Annotated in this window: 13 protein-coding genes; 10 read left to right on the plus strand and 3 right to left on the minus strand. The window is 39.7% G+C overall.

Features of this window, described 5'->3' with window-relative positions; translation table 11 throughout:
* The coding region (locus N7974_RS12180; protein WP_262965878.1) for a hypothetical protein at positions 1–201 on the plus strand (201 nt) is incomplete at its 5' end.
* Between the two features lie 431 nt (positions 202–632).
* Here the strand turns inward: N7974_RS12180 and N7974_RS12185 are convergent.
* A complete protein-coding gene (locus N7974_RS12185; protein WP_262965879.1) occupies positions 633–1,271 on the minus strand; it encodes a hypothetical protein in 639 nt (212 codons plus the stop codon).
* A 204-nt stretch (positions 1,272–1,475) separates the two neighbouring features.
* The gene (locus N7974_RS12190; RefSeq protein ID WP_262965880.1) at positions 1,476–2,207 is read right to left on the minus strand and encodes a hypothetical protein; all 732 of its coding nucleotides are present in this window, start codon (positions 2,205–2,207) and stop codon (positions 1,476–1,478) included.
* Positions 2,208–3,820: 1,613 nt separating this feature from the next.
* Between N7974_RS12190 and N7974_RS12195 the strand changes: the two genes are divergently transcribed.
* Both N7974_RS12195 and N7974_RS12200 read left to right on the plus strand, forming a co-directional pair.
* Positions 3,821–5,536 (plus strand): AAA family ATPase, encoded by a 1,716-nt coding sequence (locus N7974_RS12195; RefSeq protein WP_262965881.1) that lies wholly within the window; start codon positions 3,821–3,823, stop codon positions 5,534–5,536.
* Between the two features lie 96 nt (positions 5,537–5,632).
* Positions 5,633–6,073, plus strand: a complete 441-nt coding sequence (locus N7974_RS12200) for a hypothetical protein (protein WP_262965882.1) — start codon at positions 5,633–5,635, stop codon at positions 6,071–6,073.
* Between the two features lie 200 nt (positions 6,074–6,273).
* Here the strand turns inward: N7974_RS12200 and N7974_RS12205 are convergent, their stop codons facing one another.
* Complete coding sequence (locus N7974_RS12205) at positions 6,274–7,002, minus strand: transposase (protein ID WP_262965883.1); 729 nt, start codon at positions 7,000–7,002, stop codon at positions 6,274–6,276.
* A gap of 915 nt (positions 7,003–7,917) precedes the next feature.
* Here N7974_RS12205 and N7974_RS12210 point away from each other — a divergent pair.
* The 7 genes from N7974_RS12210 (at position 7,918) to N7974_RS12240 (ending at position 18,559) form a co-directional block, all read left to right on the plus strand.
* On the plus strand, positions 7,918–8,214 hold the full coding sequence (locus tag N7974_RS12210) for a hypothetical protein (RefSeq protein ID WP_262965884.1): 297 nt from the start codon (positions 7,918–7,920) through the stop codon (positions 8,212–8,214).
* Between the two features lie 378 nt (positions 8,215–8,592).
* Positions 8,593–9,501, plus strand: a complete 909-nt coding sequence (locus N7974_RS12215) for a WYL domain-containing protein (protein ID WP_262965885.1) — start codon at positions 8,593–8,595, stop codon at positions 9,499–9,501.
* Positions 9,494–10,111: a DUF1819 family protein gene (locus N7974_RS12220; RefSeq protein ID WP_262965886.1), complete on the plus strand. Its 618-nt coding sequence runs from the start codon at positions 9,494–9,496 to the stop codon at positions 10,109–10,111. The genes N7974_RS12215 and N7974_RS12220 overlap by 8 nt, the downstream gene beginning before the upstream one ends.
* Positions 10,108–10,710 carry a DUF1788 domain-containing protein gene (locus N7974_RS12225; protein WP_262965887.1) on the plus strand — a complete coding sequence of 201 codons (603 nt, stop codon included), beginning with the start codon at positions 10,108–10,110 and terminating at the stop codon, positions 10,708–10,710. The genes N7974_RS12220 and N7974_RS12225 overlap by 4 nt, the downstream gene beginning before the upstream one ends.
* Complete coding sequence (gene brxC / locus N7974_RS12230; protein WP_262965888.1) at positions 10,707–14,345, plus strand: BREX system P-loop protein BrxC; 3,639 nt, start codon at positions 10,707–10,709, stop codon at positions 14,343–14,345. Before N7974_RS12225 ends, brxC begins: the two co-directional genes overlap by 4 nt.
* Positions 14,346–14,354: 9 nt before the next feature.
* Positions 14,355–15,500 carry an exonuclease SbcCD subunit D gene (locus N7974_RS12235; RefSeq protein ID WP_262965889.1) on the plus strand — a complete coding sequence of 382 codons (1,146 nt, stop codon included), beginning with the start codon at positions 14,355–14,357 and terminating at the stop codon, positions 15,498–15,500.
* Positions 15,497–18,559, plus strand: coding sequence for an AAA family ATPase (locus tag N7974_RS12240; protein WP_262965890.1), 3,063 nt, complete (start codon positions 15,497–15,499; stop codon positions 18,557–18,559). The genes N7974_RS12235 and N7974_RS12240 overlap by 4 nt, the downstream gene beginning before the upstream one ends.
* Positions 18,560–18,571 lie beyond the last annotated feature (12 nt).

Here is an 18,571-nt window from a genome sequence, read left to right on the forward strand (position 1 = left end):
TCACATGTATTCCCAAGACAGTTTTATGCGCTATTAAATAAATTTCTGGCCATTGATGTTTTTATGGAAAAGCGCAACCAGCTTATTTTTACATGGCCATCAGCATTGCAACCATTTCGTATCGTGGAAAGACAAGTATTATGGGCGTCTATGGTGAAAGACAGTTTCATGAACCAAAACCCGTTTATTGCCGTTTACTAAGCTTCGCGAATGACAGGTATAGGGAAGCCTAAATCCATACCCCAATGTCTCATTTGGGTCCAGACTGTGTGAAAACTCACAAACAAATTCTTCAGAGGTTAAATTTACTCCATTTACTGGTAAAAACAGGTTGAACTATCAATGGTTACTTCCATTTTAAAGTGTAATTCAATCAATAATCCGTTAATTATTTCCACCAGTATTGGTGATGTTGAGTTTTGACACAGTCTGGGTCGATACCGAACGTTGAACAAAAAACCAGATCCGCTAACTTTTTTATCAAAAATTTGGCGGGCCGTTGACGGCCATTTACGGACGACTGCATTTTGACCGTCAGTGACGGCATTTGAATGGATACCTGCCTGTGAGCTTAACTATACTTGATTGCAAGACCTGATCTTTTACAGTACACGAACGTTGGCGTATATTCCTTACCGTGACCGATTACCTGACTTAGGGCGCACAAATCCAATCATGCCAAGAATTGCGGAACCGAACAGCCATATAGCAGCCGGAACAGGAACTGCATTAGTTGTAGTGAGATTAGTAATGCCTATATAGGCACTTGTTAGAGTGAAATATTTTATTGAATTACTATTCTCAAGAAATCCATAGAACTGTCCTGTATTAATTCCTCCTCCAGTTGAAAAGTTAAGTTCACTAGACTCAATTAAAGTATTTGTGGAATCAAAAACCGCAATGACAGGAGTGCTGCCATAACCTGGAAGATAATTCAAAAACCCGCCGACCCCCTTCAATAGCGAATTAAATTCAAATTTCATAGTGTCTAAGGTACTGAGTCCATAAACATCTGCCATAGGCCCTAAAGCCCCATCCCATAATCCGTTACTGCCAAAACCGAAACCACTATCACGCCCGAAGAAAGAGGCGTTTGTAGAAGACCACTTAATGTCTGAAAATGTTACTGGACCCAACCCAACATAATTCACGGCAGGCATAGAAACAATGGTACCTCCAGGTAAAGAAGTGATCAGCGATGCAACAGCAACACTAGTCATTCCAAACATCATTACGCCAATTGCCAATCCTGCCAAATGTTTCTTTGTCATTTTTGATTCCCCCTTTACGGTTTGACCCAGCGAGACCACCCCGCTTAATAAGTAATTAAATCGTTTTCCTTATATCTACCACGAAAAATGCTTTGCCATTTGATATGACGAAGTCGTCACTTAGTTGAAGACCTTTCTGCTCAAAAAGGTAATGAAGTAATTAAAAATCTAAGAATACAAATCCAATAAAGCTGCATCTGTACGCTATTGCATTAAGTTAGCGATTTTTTTGCGAGTGAATGACAGTACACCCAATAAACCACTTAAGAATAGCCAGAGCGCGCTGGGTATCGGAACGGCAGTAACGGTTATGTTAACCCCCATATATTGCCCGTACAAAGTGGTTGTTTGAGTAAGAAAAGTAACTTGTTCGCCCGCCGTCATATTCATGGAAGTTAACGACATACCAGGGAACAAATTTGCGTTAAATTGAGCGGCAGTATCAGTCCGATATAAACCATTAACTCCGGTATTATTTTCAGCAACTAAGACTCCACCAATCGAAAGGGTCCAATTAGCATCCCGACAACACCCGAATTGAGCATCCCAAGCATTTCCTGAAATAGAATATAGCCCAGCCGATGGGCTAGTCCATGTTATCCCGACAAAAGTAGTGTCTCCACCCAAAGACCTTGAAAGCGTATGTATTGTAATATCTCCAGATTTTAGATCATGTAAACCAACATAATCAGTCGTCGGCCACTGTAAAACTGACCCATCAAGACCAGCCAGGTAACTCCACCCTATTCTATCTCCTAGATAAATTGTTGGGGCTGTTTGCGTAATTGGCGCTCCACCTTGGTTGTAAGACCAGACGCCATTGGGATTAGACGCATCACTGAAATCCGTTGCCAGATCATAAGTAGTAGAAGCCTGTGAGGCGACACTGACTGTTAGAAACGTAACTACGCCAATCATTTTATTTACTTTCTTCATTAGTATTCCTTTTGAATTTAAGTGAAAAAAAATATCTTTACTTGCTTAATTTATATCAATACTTAGGGGAGTTTTGATAGTTAATGCTTCACGAATAACAAGGCTTGTAGCTGTTTGTGGAGAATTAAATCAAACTTATGCAAAATGCAGAGTCGCATTAAATATTAACTAATTGAAAATTAACGAGTTATTTATTAGTATAAACTATAGTATTTCTGAAGGAGATTCGTCAAATAACATACCACTAACTTAAAAGTGTCCGAAGTATTGATTTAATATATTGGACGATAATAAAAATCTATTCAAAACTCTAACGAATTTTTTGCCTCTAATTATTATTTTACCAATCATTTCTAGCATTGCCACTGTCTGCAATACGAGGGGAACCGAACCGTCAGTTATTAGAAGTCAATGACCGTTGTGGGTCGAATGACGATCAAGGTCAATGTGTAGATTTAAAGCATTTCCAAGCACCAACTAAACTTCAGGAAAATTGTATTACTTAAAATAGAAAAATCAATCCGTATAAATACCTATAACAACTAGCTTTAAAAATAAGCTGCTTTAGCTGTCAAAAGTGTGCTGACGATTTTAAACACGTTAAAAAAATACATGAAGATTACTTACTTTGCCATTGTCGTTATTGATCATTAGTGCTGCTTGAATCACTAAAATTGACTGGCAGCTTTATGTGAGCAAGCTGTCATCCAAAAATTAAGGGCGAATGACAGCTGTGGGTCGCTATGTAAAGCTTTACATAGCGACCCCTATGCATAGTGCCTAACTATGTATAGAAGTGTTTCGTTTTGACTTGTACCCCTTGCGCTACCTGGCATTGCTGGTAGCAATCTTTACATAGTTACAGTGCCTGATCAGCCATCATCGGGATGATTTAGCGGTACATTTTTGTATCGGTTTTTTGGATATCCCCATTTCTTTGCCCTTCATCGCTAAGTTGACCAATGATTAAATGACAGTGAGAAGAATCCATACAATTTCTTGAGTCTGGTGGATTTTTCACTTCAGAACGCCAGCGAAACTATGTGAAGATAATGGACTGCCAATTTTTCTGTAGACCAATGAAATAGAGCTTCGCAGCCTACAACCATCTATAAACTATTCATAGTTAGGCACTATGCATAGGGGTCGGTTGCTGCCGGTCACGTTTCCCTGATGTTTTAGATACTCATAAAGAAAATGCTCCGCTATTTTCCTAACAGGGTATTTTTTAGTCTCAAATCCCCCTCAACAAATCAACCCGCTTTCAGAGAAGTTTGGATTAATATGAGTTTTTTTAAAGCAAATTGTTAATGGTCAACGCCTTAAAGCTGGAAATAGATAGGCAAAAATAAAAGTATAGAGCTATAGCGTTTATTATATGATATGTTTTTAAACATATCCTTTGTATTTTAATAAAGTATGTGTGAAACTAGCATTCCCCCCCGCTTTAGATTTATTTATGCGAGGGTTTTTTCTATTGTCCCCGCCAGGGCAGGTTCCTGGTGAAGCTACAGGCCATGGTCAGTAGCACAAATCTATTTTTTTCTGGCTCATATAAGTGAGTTTTATTAGAAGATAATCAGTGGCTTAATAAATGGGGGTAATAAAAAATCATGTATACATTCAAAGAATCAATTAATTCCGACGTAACTTTTCAAACCAATTTATCGCTGCACCCCTGGATAGAGCACTTTGTCATTCGTGTTTCTGTGGGTTTATCTTTTATTGTTAACGATTTTTTAAATAATATCGAAGATATTTTTGTAACTGATAAGCCCGACCTTGCTTTTTTACGCATAACAGAAGAAGTCGATGGGATGGGCGGAAACCAAGAAATATCTGCGTTGTATCAGCGAAAACTTCGTATTTTTATGCAAGCTGATCATCAAATTAAAGCACGCGACGAAGCATTAATACATATGGCGGAGAACGCAATATTTCTTTCGTTGAAAACTTGTTTTCGTTGCGGCCATGAGCTTGAAATGATAAATATTAATGATGACGAAGTGCGGCGCTTAGCCCCATTTTTACCAACGATGCCTCCCGACAAAATGTGTAGAGGCGATGCGAGTATTTGCATATCATGTGCCGTTGGAGACTGGAAAAAAGACAAGCAAGAGATAAGTTATTCAACCGCTGAAATTGACGCAGTTGACGGTGGTAAGCAGCACTGGAGTGATATGAATGACCAGCAATCGTTGACGGAGGCTCTAACAAAAATAACGGAGGAAGAGGCGGAGTGTTTGAGCAATACAGAAAAAAGAGAGAGGAGCGCAATTCAACAAGCAAAAGACAATGAGAACAAACGCGATAAACAGAAAGATGCTTTACTTAAAGCGCCATCTGGTAAAAGTGTAGCTATATTTGACATGGCTGATGTTGACAAATTATTAAGTGATAATTCTGAAGCATCGCGAGATCAAGTTGCTAGGATAAAGGGGCTGGTAAAGAAGATTAAGCAAGTCTCACCTCGTAAAAAACTGGTGACAATACCTGATCAATGGTGTGAGTATTGCGATAATTTAGCACTTAAGTTCCCGAATTTCACCGAGGTTATTTTCTATTTGCGTAATCAACTGGCTTTATCCGATTTAGGCGATAAAGTCTTAAGATTTTTGCCAATATTATTAGTTGGTGGGCCTGGTATTGGAAAATCTGAGATCTGTCTAACGATCAGTGAGTATTTTGCAACAACCCTAAAAATCATTGATATATCCAGCGCACAGACAGGTACTGCACTGACGGGTAGCGAATCCTACTGGGGAAATACGCAGCCAGGGATGTTATTTACTGAATTAGTTTTGGGTGTCGGAAACGTGGCTAATCCTATTATTATTTTGGATGAACTGGACAAGGCGAATTCGAGCTCGGACTATGATCCTCTGGCAGCGCTTCATACTTTGCTTGAACCAAGGCAGGCAAAGCGTTTTCAGGATCTATCAGTACCAGATATTATTGTTGACGCATCACATGTTATTTGGATAGCAACTGCTAATAGTATTGATCTGATTGAGGCACCCATTTTAGATCGTTTTACGGTTTTCAATATCGCTGATCCGGATGCCGATCAAATGATTGCTATTGTGAATAGTCAGTACCAGCGTTTTATAGATAAGCATCCATCCGGTGGGGTTTTTGAGAAAGAGATACGTGATGATGTAAGGAACGAATTGTGCAATCACCACCCGCGCAAAGTGAGGAAATTACTGGAGCAGGCTTTTGGTTTAGCTGCTTTTGATAAGCGCAATTATTTAATCGTCCAAGATATTAAAGACAGTGATGTTAGCAAAAAACGTAAATCTGGCATTGGTTTTATAATGCCTGTTTAAACTTTTTTGGCACCGCCAGGGTAAGCCCTTATATTTGCTACCCCTGGGGCGCTAAAATAATTGCGGTTATGCTTTTAATATAAGGTTGATACGAGAATGCAAATAATAAATGGCGGTGTCTCTAGAATTTTGTTATCAGCGGTATTAATTACTTTGTCTGTGGGTATTTATGCTGATCAAAAAGAAAGAACATACGAAAGATACGACACGGGTGATGACGCATCAATTACAATTCGCGAGGAGGGGAGTGGTGTATTGCGGGTTAAAGGCCTTGCCGTATGGTCTCCAGTGACGGGGAGTCCGCATCTCGGGGAGATAGGCGGTACGGTAAAAATTAAAAATGGGGTCGCGCATTATTCACTTGGTAAGTGTAAAGCAACACTTACTTTTACAAAAAATGAATTAATAGTAACCGATGATAAAGGGGATTGCGGTGGTATGAATGTCGGATTTAATGGTTCTTACAACGAGGTGAAAGAAAAGCTTAATGACTACTCGATTTTCACTAAAAAAGAGATCAGCGTGAAACATAATTAAACTAATAAAATATTTCGAACTGAAAATTTCGGAATATTCGGATGGAACTTGCACCGCAATTACCCAAATAAAGGACATAAAATGGCACATGAAATTGATCAAACCACTGGCCGCAATGCTATCGCTTTTGTTGGTGAAACTCCTTGGCATGGACTATAGTTTTTCAGATAAATAATTTCTACGCCGCTTAGCGAAATATATCAGTAGGCTATATCAAAATCCTTACGCATTTTCTGCATAACACAGATAATTTTACTGGCATCCTGCATATAAGATTTGAATGTTTTCACGACTGAATCATGAAGGTCTTCAAACGTTTTAAAATATTTCAAGTGGGTTGCGTCACGTTTGGTATTTTTCCAAAGCTTCTCAATGGGATTGTAATCAGGGGAATAGGCGGGGAGCGGCGTAATCGCAAGACGATCCGCGTGAAGCGCCTTAAACTCATTGACTATTTTACTATGATGATAAGGCGCACCGTCTTCAACCAGAAAAACTTTACCATTATAGTGTGTGAGTAGTTGTTCTAAAAACTCAATATAACTGAGCCCATTAAATTTCCCTGCTGTTTCGGTATGTTTTAGTATAACTGATTGATAAGTTATCATTAATTTTTCATCAACAAGTGCTTTTAGCGCGTTTAAAAAATCAAATTTTGTTGCATACAGCTCGCCTTTTAAAGTCTTCAGCAGAGCAAGCAGATCCGTAGGTAATGCTGCCTCTTTCAATAATTTCAGCGATTTTGGTTGCAGGGAATAGGCAAGTAATTGCCGATATTGAAAGCTTCCGCCTCCCAGTTCAATCGTACCGAACATTTTTAGTCCCTTGCGTATCCCTCTGGTTTTAACCGTTGGTTGTTGTCCTATCGGAGCCCAAGTGCGGGCCAAGGAACCCCACATCGCAAAGGAGACCTCATCACCAAACAACACCACCGATTTTTCTTCTTTTGCTTTTTTGATCAGCGCGGGTACAGTTTCCTCCAGCTAGATTTTTCTGGTCTTTTCATGTTTTTCCTCATCCTTCATCTATAACAAATAGGTGTTGTTGCTAATAGGTAGGCTTGAATATTATTTAATTTAAACGCGGTTAACAAAATTGCTCATAGCTATTTCTAATAGCGCTTTGGGAAAAAGATATTGCTAACACTGCCATTAATATGATCACTCTATATTGTTAAATGAACATATTCTAACGGAATTTTTGGAAATTTAATTTCTGAAACTCTATATCTATCTAATAAACTGCTTTAATGCCAACAAAGCTTTTTTATTCCGCTAACACTATTAACAATAGGTGAATTTAGAAATATAATTAAATTATTAGAAATAATTTTACAGTTTAACAGGGTTTTATGAGAAAAAATAAAAAATCGATCATTAATGACGTGCATGTTAATACCGTTTTTTTAACAAAATTTTTGATAGAATAATGGAAAATAAAGAACTTATAGATGATGATAGCAATACAATTAATCATAATGACCGTCGTAATATTATTGATTTTTTAAAAAAATCTATAATAGGTTAGCGACACAAATTTTTACTGTGATTAATTAACATAAAGTTAAGTTATCGAATAATTTTTTAAAAATAAAGTCGGACTTACTTTAATTTAGCTGATAGTCACCATTACAATTGCTGGTATACATTTTAAATATTGTAGTTAATTAACCAAAAGTTGTTAAATGTGATTGTAAAAGTAGCGTAGAAAAAATTCTTTTAAATAGTCTTTATAAATAGTGTAAAAATAAATATTAATTTTTACTTGAATTTAAAAGCTAATGACCCAATATTTATTTATCAATAATAAATATTTTAAAATTAATATAAATAAAAAGGTAAAAAATGAGTACATATAAATATCAATTTGGTTTCGATGGCGATGAAATAACTGGCATTGCTACAGTAGCTTTAGCGGTAGCTAAAGCGTCATCATTTGGTGATGATGTAATAGCGATGACTGATAATTATGATGGACATGCTGACGTAATTATTAATGAAGAAACTAATGAAGTTGTTTGCTATCTAGCAGATAAAGATGCTGCTTGCTCAAAATATAAAATTAATGTTGGTGAGTCATTTTTTTCCGGATTTACTTATGTTGGCACGTATACAAAGAAAGAATTAAGATGCTTATCTTGATTATGTGGTTAATTTGAAAAAACGATAGAGTTTTTACCATATTACATCTGGAGAGGCTTTAAACCACTTTTTAATTTACTAAAAAAACACCATGATTGGTTTAAGAAAATTAAATTTTTAGGGTAATTATCATTGCTATTTTTTCATTATAGGTATTAGATTTTCTTAAAATCTAAATTATTATTCATATAAGTATAGTGAATCCCAAAATTCGGATAGTCGATTAAGATGGTGTCCTCGATAACGCCATACAGGACATAATCAGCACCGACTCCGGCGCTAAAAATCATATCTTGCATTAATTTGATGGTGGTCATAAAATTGATCTGTATTTAATGAGATTGATTTTTTAGCTACCATCGGCGAAGTTTAAGAGAAATGCTCCAATCACAACTTTCAAGCATCAACCAAGCTCAGCGTGAACGTCTATTCCACATAGACTTTCGGCTCTATTTTCTTGGTACTATTAATAGATATGATCTTGAGTCGCGCTTTGGTATTAAGCAGGCTGCTGCTACGCGTGATATTTCGCTCTATAAAGAGTTGGCTCCAAAAAATTTGGAGTATGACACTAAAGCCAAAACTTATATTCAGCGCGAAGGTTTTGAGCCGCTGTTTAACTTTAATAATAATCAAGGGCTGTCTGCTTTGCTGTACGGCTATGGCGATGATTTTGTTATGTCCAACTCCGCTTTTGTGCCAACAGAGGCACCTACGCAACTTAATTTGCCATTAAGTGATATTCTGGCCTGCATTACACGGGGAATTCACAATAAACAAGCCATAAGGATTAACTATCTGTCTCTATCCAGCGGACTTTCTCAACGGGAAATTGTTCCGCATACTTTGGTGGATAACGGTTTACGCTGGCATGTACGAGGCTTCGATCGACAAAGGCAGAAATTTTCTGACTTTGTGATTAATAGAATTGATAAGCCATGTCTTCTTACCGGCAACTTAGTTACTGACACTGAAAGCAAGGCCGCTGATCTTCAATGGCACAGTATGGTTGAATTACAGCTTGTTCCACATCCTTCGTTAAAACATCCTGAGACCATCGAATATGAATACGGCATGGCGAATGGATTGTTGTCTGTTCAGGTGCGAGCTGCGGTTGCAGGCTATGTCTTGCGACGCTGGAATGTGGATTGCACTGAAAATCATGATTTGACCGCAGGTGGTGAATATCACCTTTGGCTAAAAAATGCCCAAGCATTAAACGGCGTAGAAAACTTTATCTTAACGCCTGGTTTTTTGGCGCTAAAAGGAAATTCAGGCATTGAATAAAGTCGAACTTAACAGGGCAAAACAGTATATCCGTGATTTAACTGGCGGTAGTTTGTTGATTACCGAAAGTCGAGTTGTTGCTGAAACTCTTCTGTCAGAGTTGTCAGAGCCTGAATGGAACCGTTTATTCATGGAAGACAATATCCTTAAAAAAAAATCCCCGTATACGGCCATCCGTTATGCCCGTGCTGTCAGAAGACGGATTGAACCGTTAGGTGAGGCGTTTATTAATGACGTCATTCATGCCCCTGATACTTATTATAAGCAGCTAATCATGCTGGCTTTGATGATACATACACCGGTTCTTCCCGATTTCATGCGGCATGTTGTTGCTGAAACAAAACGGATTTATCGGCCAAATTTAGAGCCAGATGCTTGGGAGACATTTATTCTTGATCGTTCTCGAACATTACCAGGCTTAAATGACTTATCTGAGTCAACGCTCAAAAAAAGCGGCACTAGTGTTATTCGTGCCTTGGTTGAAGCCGATTACCTCGATAATAATAAAAATCGACGCCTGCAACCCGTTTATTTATTACCAGAAACCAGCGCTTGGTTAAAAAAGCTCAATAGATTGGATCTCGAAACAATTATGGAATGCACGCTATGAAACCGCTACAAAGCAGGCTCGATTTAATTCTTGAAAGAATAGAGAATCCTCGATTTCTTAACAATGATGGCTTGGGTAATGAAATTGGCTTTTGGATTTTTGACTATCCGGCAAAACAAGAACTCATGGTCAGAGACTATATTAAGCACCTGACAGACAAGCTGGATAAGCGTGGCTATAAATTTACCACGATTAATATATACGAAATACTGATCGAAATGTTGGCGTCAAGAGGTCTGTTGGAACGAACTTTTATTCGCGAGAAACAGACAGGGGTAGATGCGATTAGAGCTAATTTAGCCGGCCCACTTAGCCAGAAAAAAATCGCTAAATTTATCGCTGAAAAGATTAAGCCTGACACCTTGGATTTTGTACTCTTTTCAGGGCTGGGTAATGCCTGGCCCTTGGTCAGAGGACATGAGCTATTAAGCGCATTACAAGATGTCATGGGCAAAACGCCCTTGGTGTTGTTTTATCCAGGTGAGTATAGCGGTCGAGATCTTCATCCTTTCGGCATGATCGATTCAAAAAATTATTACCGAGCCTTCAAGCTGGTACCTGAAGACGGCAAAAAAACCAAGAGTGTTAATCCACAATGATCATTGAAGACATTTTTTCCAAACAACTCACCCGCGACATTAACGGTGTTGTTAAAGCCGAACAGGTCGATAACGACAGTGTTTATGTTGAACTCGATGAATACGTTATCACTCAAGAATTGGATCGACATTTTCGCCATTTTTTTGAAACGTATATTCCTGCCGTTAAAAATAGAAATCCTGCTGTCGCCAGTAAGATTGGCGTCTGGGTGTCGGGCTTCTTTGGCTCGGGTAAATCGCATTTCATTAAAATATTGGCCTACCTGTTAGAAAATCGGGTGGTCGAAAAGAATGGCGAAAGCCACCAAGCGATCACCTTTTTTGCAGATAAAATTAAAGATGCGATGCTGTATGGCGACATACATAATGCCGTTTTGAAACCGGCTGATGTGATTTTATTTAACATAGACTCGAGGGCTAATACCGATGATGGTGATAACGCTATCCTCAAAGTTTTCCTAAAAGTATTCAACGAACGTGTCGGTTATTGCGCAGATTTTCCTCATATCGCTCACATGGAAAGAGAGCTGGATAAGCGTAACCAATACCAGGCTTTTAAAGATAAATTTGCCGAGCTAACAGGCTCCGCATGGGAAGAACAACGTGACGCCTATGATTTCTATCGCGATGAACTCGCAAAAAGTTTGGCGGCTGCAAGCAACCAATCGCTAGTCTCAACACAGCAATGGGTTGAGCAACTGGAAACCAATCTACCGTTAGACATCACTAACTTTTGCAAATGGGTAAACGATTATCTTGATCGCAATGGTGATAGAAATATCTTGTTTATGGTCGATGAAGTCGGACAGTTCATCGGGAAAAACACCCAAATGATGTTGAAGTTGCAGACCATTACTGAGGATTTAGGCTCTATTTGTGGCGGTCGTGCCTGGGTTATTGTGACATCACAAGCGGATATTGATGTCGCAATCGGTCAGTTTGATAAGCGTGATGGCGAAGATTTCTCGAAGATCCAGGGGCGGTTTTATACGCGATTGCAATTGTCCAGCTCAAATACCTCAGAAGTTATTCAAAAGCGTCTGCTTGAAAAAACTGAACAAGCGGTTGTCGCTCTGGCAACCGTGTTTGCAGAAAAAGGCGACATTCTTCGCAACCAGTTAACCTTCGACAAAACAACCACCGCTGCACTCAATGGCTACAGCGATGTTCCCTCGTTTATTGATAATTATCCCTTTGTGCCTTATCACTATCCCTTGGTGCAAAAAGTTTTTGAGAGTATCAGAACCAAAGGCGCTACCGGTAAGCATTTGGCCATGGGTGAACGCTCGTTACTGGATGCTTTTCAGTCGGCAGCCAAGCAGGTTAAGGATCAGGATATTGGTGCATTAATCCCTTTTTATTGCTTCTATTCGCCCATAGAGAGCTTCCTTGAACCCGCTGTCAAACGCACGATTGATCAAGCGTGTGAACTCAAGACCTTGACTGAGTTCGATTGTAAAATATTAAAAACACTATTTCTTATTCGCTATGTTGACGTCCTAAAAAGTACCCTCGATAACTTGGTAACACTCAGTATTGAGCAAATTGATGCGGATAAAATTTCCTTACGAAAAGAGATTGGTGAGAGCCTTAATCGTCTGGAACGTGAGCTATTAATTGCGCGAAATGGCGATGAATTTATTTTCTTAACGAATGAAGAAAAGGAAATCGAGAATGAAATTCAACATACCGATATTGAGCCCTCAGAGCTCACTACCAAGCTATCAAATATTATCTTTGATGAATTGTTGTCAAGGCAAAATAGTTATCGCTATCCCGTAAATAAGCAACCGTATGGCATCAGTCGTTTTTGTAATGGTCATCCTAAGGATGGGACGACTTTAGAAGACCTGGTGGTTAAAGTCATTTCACCGCTGGATTTACATTACGATAACTTTATTCATGACCAACAATGTTTAAATGCTACGTTGGAAGGCGATGGTTGTGTTTTGGTTAAACTGCCCGATCATCCGCGCATCTTTGGTTACAAAGGACTGGATGGCGATCTTGCCAGATTTATTAAAACGGATCGCTTCTTAAAGCAAAACGCAGGGCAACGTCCGGAACAGGAATACCTGTTGCGTGAAAAGCAGATGGAAAATATCGAGCGTGAAAAACGCCTAAAACATGACTTTGAGCAGCTCTTTACCGAGGTCAACATTTATGCGATTGGCGCCAAGATGCAGTCCAAGTCTTCCACGCCGTCAACCATGCTGGAAGAAGCTTATAAATACGTTATTGAAAACACTTTCGCCAAGTTAAATTTATTGCGATTAACAACAGGTGATCCGAGCAATTTATTGCGTGAACTCCAATCGGTTCTAATGGCTGATGACATGGGACAGCTTGGTCTGGACATGTCTGATGTGGAGTGTAATCCGGAGGCGACCCGCGAAGTTGAGCTGTACATTTCTTTAAAAATTGAACGCAATGAGCCCGTGTACCTACGCGATGTTATTACTCGGTTTAGCCGTCGTCCTTACGGTTGGCCAGACAATGAAATACTTTTGTTGGTTGCCAGATTAGGCTTGGCAGGAAAAATCAGTTTTACCCTAAACGGAGATTTACCGCTTAAAAAAGCCTATGAACCGTTTACCAGTGCGCGTAAGCGTGGCGAAATCCGTATCCAGAAAATCCGTCAGCATGATGAGCAACAGCTCAAAAAGGCGGCGAGCGTTGTTAGAAAGGTGTTTAATAAAACCTTTAATGGTTCAGGCGAAAAAGAACTGTCTGAGCTTATCCAGCAAGAGCTCAAAAAATGGAATGACCAGTTAACCTCATTTAACAATAAGGCTCAAACGGGGCATTTCCCTGGTAAAACCAAGATTGAACAAGGCTTGATCCTGGTTGCAGGACTGGTTGAGCAAGCCAATAGTTTTAGCCTGATTCAAAGAATGGTTGAAGATACCAAGGCATTGGAGGACTTTGCCGAAAACTTTGAAGATCTGGATGACTTTTATAATAGCCAGTTCCAAACCTGGCAGGCGCTTAGTAAGGCGCTTAATGATCAATTTAAGGCCAACCGTTTAGCACTTGAAAAAGACGAACCGGCCTTTAAAGCGCTGAATGAATTAGAGCGTATTTATAAATTGGCAGCACCCTATGATCAACTTAGGCACATCAAGCCACTGATCGAGCAAGTTCAAAACGTTAATAACCAATTGGTTCTCGATAAACGCAAGCTTGCTCATGAACAGATTGACCAGCGTATTGGTCGCGTACAGTCTGCATTGACAGAAGCCAGTGCGCCCCTTGATTTACAGAACAAGGCATTACATGAACTACAGCTTTGCAAAAAGCGTATTGATAATACCGACTCAATTCCGCAACTTAATAGTGAACAAACTGAAGCAGTAAGTCATGAAGATGATGCTTATGATTTAATTAATCAGTACATTGAGTCCCTGCGTAAAAAGGAAATCCCAAAAACGGTAACGCCTGTTTCTGGCAAGGAAAACAAAACTCCTGTCCCTCTCCAAAAACGAACAGTCACCATCAGTCAAGTCGAGGTTCTAAATAAAGTGTCCTCCAATGGTTTTATTGAAACTGAAAAGGACATCGAGCTTTATCTCAAGACACTACGTGAACGTCTAGCAGAAGCAATTAGCGCGGGTGACCGTGTCAGGATTAGGTAAGGGCAGAACATGAAATTTATCCATACATCGGATTGGCACATTGGGCGACAGTTTCATAATGTCTCGTTACTTGAAGATCAGCGGCACGTTTTGGATCAGTTGATTGAGCACATTAAAAATGAATGTGTTGATGCAGTTGTCATAGCAGGGGATATTTATGATCGCTCGGTACCACCTGCAGCCGCTGTGGAACTGCTGGATGATGTTTTAAATAAAATATGTATGGACTTGGGAGTGCCAGTACTAATTATCCCAGGCAATCATGACGGAGCAGAACGACTACGTTTCGGTTCCAGGCAACTAAGAAAAGCCGGATTGCACATTATTGGTGAACTTACTCAGATCACTGAACCAGTGATTATTAGTGGTGCAGGATTTGATGTTAGTTTTTACGGTATCCCCTACAACGACCCCGAAACAGTCCGCAATCATTTCAGTGTAGACGTTTTTACTCATGATGAAGCGCATCGGTTTATTGTCGAGCAGATCAATTCGGTAAAGTCCGATGAGACCTTAAGAGTACTTATTAGTCACTGCTTTATCGATGGTGGTGATGAGTCAGACTCAGAACGCCCCTTATCGATTGGAGGAGCCGATCGAATTAATTACGAACCCTTTGTTGATTTCGATTATGTTGCGCTGGGTCATCTACATAGTCCCCAACATAAAGGCAAATCTCATATTCGATACTCTGGTTCGATTTTAAAGTATAGCTTTTCTGAACAGAGGCAAAATAAGGGCGTGACGCTCGTAGAAATGGATAGTACAGGTATTAAATCAACTACCCATCTGCCATTGATGCCATTACGAGATATGCGGATTGTAGAAGGGGAACTGAATATCATCCTCGAACAAGGTAAGGTTGATCCAAATAACGAAGATTATTTATTAGTCCGATTAACTGATCGACACGCCATTCTTGATCCAATGGGGAAATTACGGCAGGTCTATCCCAATGTACTGCATTTAGAAAAACCAGGTATGCTTGAAATGTCAGATCATCAGGCTAGTCGAGATAAGCTAAAATGCGGAGAATTCGAGATGTTCCGTGATTTTTTCGAGCAGGTGCATGGCAAAGGTATGTCTCCGGAACAAGACGAGGCAATCAAGAAAACAATTGCAGAAATTATTACCTTTGAAGGTGGGGTCGCATGAAACCATTAACTCTCACCTTGCAAGCTTTCGGTCCATTCGCTGGTTCAGAAGGTATTGATTTTACAAGGCTAGGTCAAAATCCATTGTTTTTGATCAATGGACCTACAGGTGCAGGTAAAAGCTCGATTTTGGATGCGATATGTTTTGCATTGTATGGGCAAACAACGGGAGCGGAAAGAGAGCCTTCTCAAATGCGATGTGATCACGCTGATCCAAACATACTTACTCAAGTCACCTTGGATTTCAAACTAGGAGAAAAGTATTATCGTATTCGTCGGCTTCCTACCCAGGATCGCCCAAAAAGTCGCGGGGAAGGTACGACAACGCAACAAGCAGAAGCACAGCTTTGGCAGCTCGATGATACCGAAGATGGAGTCCTTATTGTTGCCAAGAGTGTCAATGATGCAACCGACGAAATCAGGAAACGGATTGGCTTGGATGTAGAACAATTTCGCCAAGTCATGGTGCTACCTCAAGGAAAATTCCGCGATTTGTTAATGGCGGACTCGAAAGAACGCGAAAAAATATTCAGTCAACTGTTTCAGACCTCAATCTACAAGCGTATTGAGGATCAACTAAGAACTCAGGCTTCTGCAATCAAGCAAGCTGTCGAGCAACATCAAAATCAAATAAAAGGCATTTTGCAAAGTGCAGATGTTAATTCCGAAGCAGAAATTGGCGAGGAACTAGAACGAATAGTGCCGGAACTACTTACGGCACAGATCAATAAAGATCAAGCCCATGAACAGCAAGTTTTAGCTGTCAATACCAAGGAGCAAGCGCAAGCTCTCAAACAACGCTTTGATAACTTGAAAAGTAAAGAAGTTGAGCTTGCGGAGAAGGTAGCATTTGAACCTGAAATAACCGCCAAACAAGATAAGCTTAATAACGCATTAAACGCCCAAAAAATACATCCACTCTATAAGGCTCATAAAGAAAAAAATGCTGCGCTGCAAAAACTTAATGCCAATATTGCTGCAAATGCACAATTACTTGAATTAGCAACAGAAGAAAAAATCATCTCAGAAAATGCATCAATTGAAGCTAAAACTGCATACACATGCGTTGATGCATTAAAGAAACAGCAAATTGAGTTAACACAATATCAAGAAAGGGTCGCAGAGTTGTCTCAAGCTCAAGATATCCTGGCAACCCGTAAAAAAACATTTGATGCCAGCAAAGCTGGTTTTGATAGCCAAATAATAACGCAACAATCCCTATCGAATGAGCTTGCCAACAATAATACAAAAATAGATGAAATAGCGATTGAATTAGAAGCTCTAGCTCCCAAACAGATCGAGTTGGAAGCCTATCGCCTTAAACTTGGAAATCGCAAGGCTCTAGAGGCCAAGCGAACTCAACATCAACAATTGGAAAAGAATGCAAGTCGACTGCTTGATGTCTTTGAAGCCAAAAAAACGTCTTTTGATTTGATCCAGAAACAGGTCCGCCAAACCGAATTAGCATGGCACTCTGGTCAGGCAGCATTACTGGCCAAAGAGCTTAAAATAGGCGAGTCATGTCCGGTATGCGGCAGTAAAGAGCATCCAGCCCCTGCTAATTCTCTTAATGATGAAGCACTGGTTACTAAACAACAGGTTGATGATGCGAGATCAAAAGAGAATTCAGAGCGTGATCACTTGCAAACAGCGAAGGATGCATACGATGGCGCTAATCTTGAAGTCGTTGGTAATCAGAAAGATATTACTCAATTAGAGCAGCAGTTGGAACAGCTTTCTGATCAATCGTTGGATGAGGTTTTACAAACGTTTAACGAGAAAGATACTGAGGTCAAAAACTTATTAAAAAAACAAACCAAGCAAAAAGAAATAGCGCTGAGAATTACTGAAATTAAAAAACTGCTTATTGGAATGGCTGAAACAATATCAGCTTTGGAAATCAAAGTGAATTTTGATAATGAGCAGGCCATACTTGCGCGAGCTAATGTAGAGCAGTTAGAAAAACATATCCCCGAACTTTATCGAGACCCATTGGCATTAACCAAAGCTATAACTGAGTTAGTATCTAAGATCACAATTTTGACCGACACTGCCAATAAAACTCAGGCAGATTTTGACCAAAAACGGTCAAATCTTGATAGAGCAGCCTCTTCTCATGAAGGTCTTGGCAAACAATTAAGTGAATTTCAACTTGAATGCAACGAAGCCGAGAAGGGATGGAACGATGCGCTAATGCAAAGTCCATTCGAACTTTTTGAGGTATTTCATCAATCGTTAATTGGAGAAGATGAGCAACAAGTCCTTAAAGACGAAATCGATAATTTCCGTACTGCATTGGCTAGTTTGAAAGGTGCGGTGGAACAACTTAGGACGGACCTTGCAGAACAATCGCAACCTGACATGGATAAACTTGAATTAGAACTAACCGAAAAATCGAACCTGTTTAAATCATTCGATGATATTTGGCGCAAACTGCAAGAGCGCAGTAATCAGTTACAAGCAATCAAATTAAAGTTAGCCAAAGCCCATGAAAAAAATGCCGAGCTTGACGCCCAGTATGCCGTATACGGAACTCTCAGTGAAGTAGCCAATGGACAAACGGGGAACAAGATCAGTCTACAGCGTTTTGTGCTGAGCGTTCTGCTAGATGATGTCCTAATTCAAGCTTCGCAACGGCTCAATATGATGAGCAATGGCCGCTATCAATTAGTTCGTAAAGAAGACCGAGCCAAAGGTAATAAAGCCTCTGGGTTGGATTTGGAAGTCGAGGATGGTTACACAGGAAAAAACCGTTCAGTAGCGACCCTATCTGGAGGAGAGTCTTTTATGGCTGCTTTATCCTTAGCATTAGGATTGTCAGATGTTGTTCAGTCCTACGCAGGCGGTATCAAATTGGATACGTTGTTTATTGATGAGGGTTTTGGCAGTCTTGATCCAGAGTCATTAGATTTAGCAATTAGGACTCTAATTGACCTTCAAGCCAGCGGTCGTATGATCGGCATCATTTCTCACGTTTCCGAATTAAAAGAGCAAATGGCTTTGCGGATTGATGTAATGAGCTCAAAAAGCGGCAGTAGCATACTCACCATAGCAGCATGAAAACAAATAAAA

Origin of the sequence: Methylobacter psychrophilus, from assembly GCF_025583945.1 — a bacterium.
GTDB classification, from domain to species: Bacteria; Pseudomonadota; Gammaproteobacteria; order Methylococcales; family Methylomonadaceae; genus Methylobacter_C; species Methylobacter_C psychrophilus.

Excerpts from the sequence above, each read along its gene's own strand:
- N7974_RS12235 (WP_262965889.1), top strand. The coding sequence starts at position 14,355 with ATGAAATTTATCCATACATCGGATTGGCACATTGGGCGACAGTTTCAT.
- N7974_RS12200 (WP_262965882.1), top strand. The coding sequence starts at position 5,633 with ATGCAAATAATAAATGGCGGTGTCTCTAGAATTTTGTTATCAGCGGTA.
- N7974_RS12210 (WP_262965884.1), top strand. The coding sequence starts at position 7,918 with ATGAGTACATATAAATATCAATTTGGTTTCGATGGCGATGAAATAACT.
- N7974_RS12195 (WP_262965881.1), top strand. The coding sequence starts at position 3,821 with ATGTATACATTCAAAGAATCAATTAATTCCGACGTAACTTTTCAAACC.
- N7974_RS12215 (WP_262965885.1), top strand. The coding sequence starts at position 8,593 with ATGCTCCAATCACAACTTTCAAGCATCAACCAAGCTCAGCGTGAACGT.
- N7974_RS12190 (WP_262965880.1), bottom strand. The coding sequence starts at position 2,207 with ATGAAGAAAGTAAATAAAATGATTGGCGTAGTTACGTTTCTAACAGTC.
- N7974_RS12240 (WP_262965890.1), top strand. The coding sequence starts at position 15,497 with ATGAAACCATTAACTCTCACCTTGCAAGCTTTCGGTCCATTCGCTGGT.
- N7974_RS12185 (WP_262965879.1), bottom strand. The coding sequence starts at position 1,271 with ATGACAAAGAAACATTTGGCAGGATTGGCAATTGGCGTAATGATGTTT.
- N7974_RS12225 (WP_262965887.1), top strand. The coding sequence starts at position 10,108 with ATGAAACCGCTACAAAGCAGGCTCGATTTAATTCTTGAAAGAATAGAG.
- brxC (WP_262965888.1), top strand. The coding sequence starts at position 10,707 with ATGATCATTGAAGACATTTTTTCCAAACAACTCACCCGCGACATTAAC.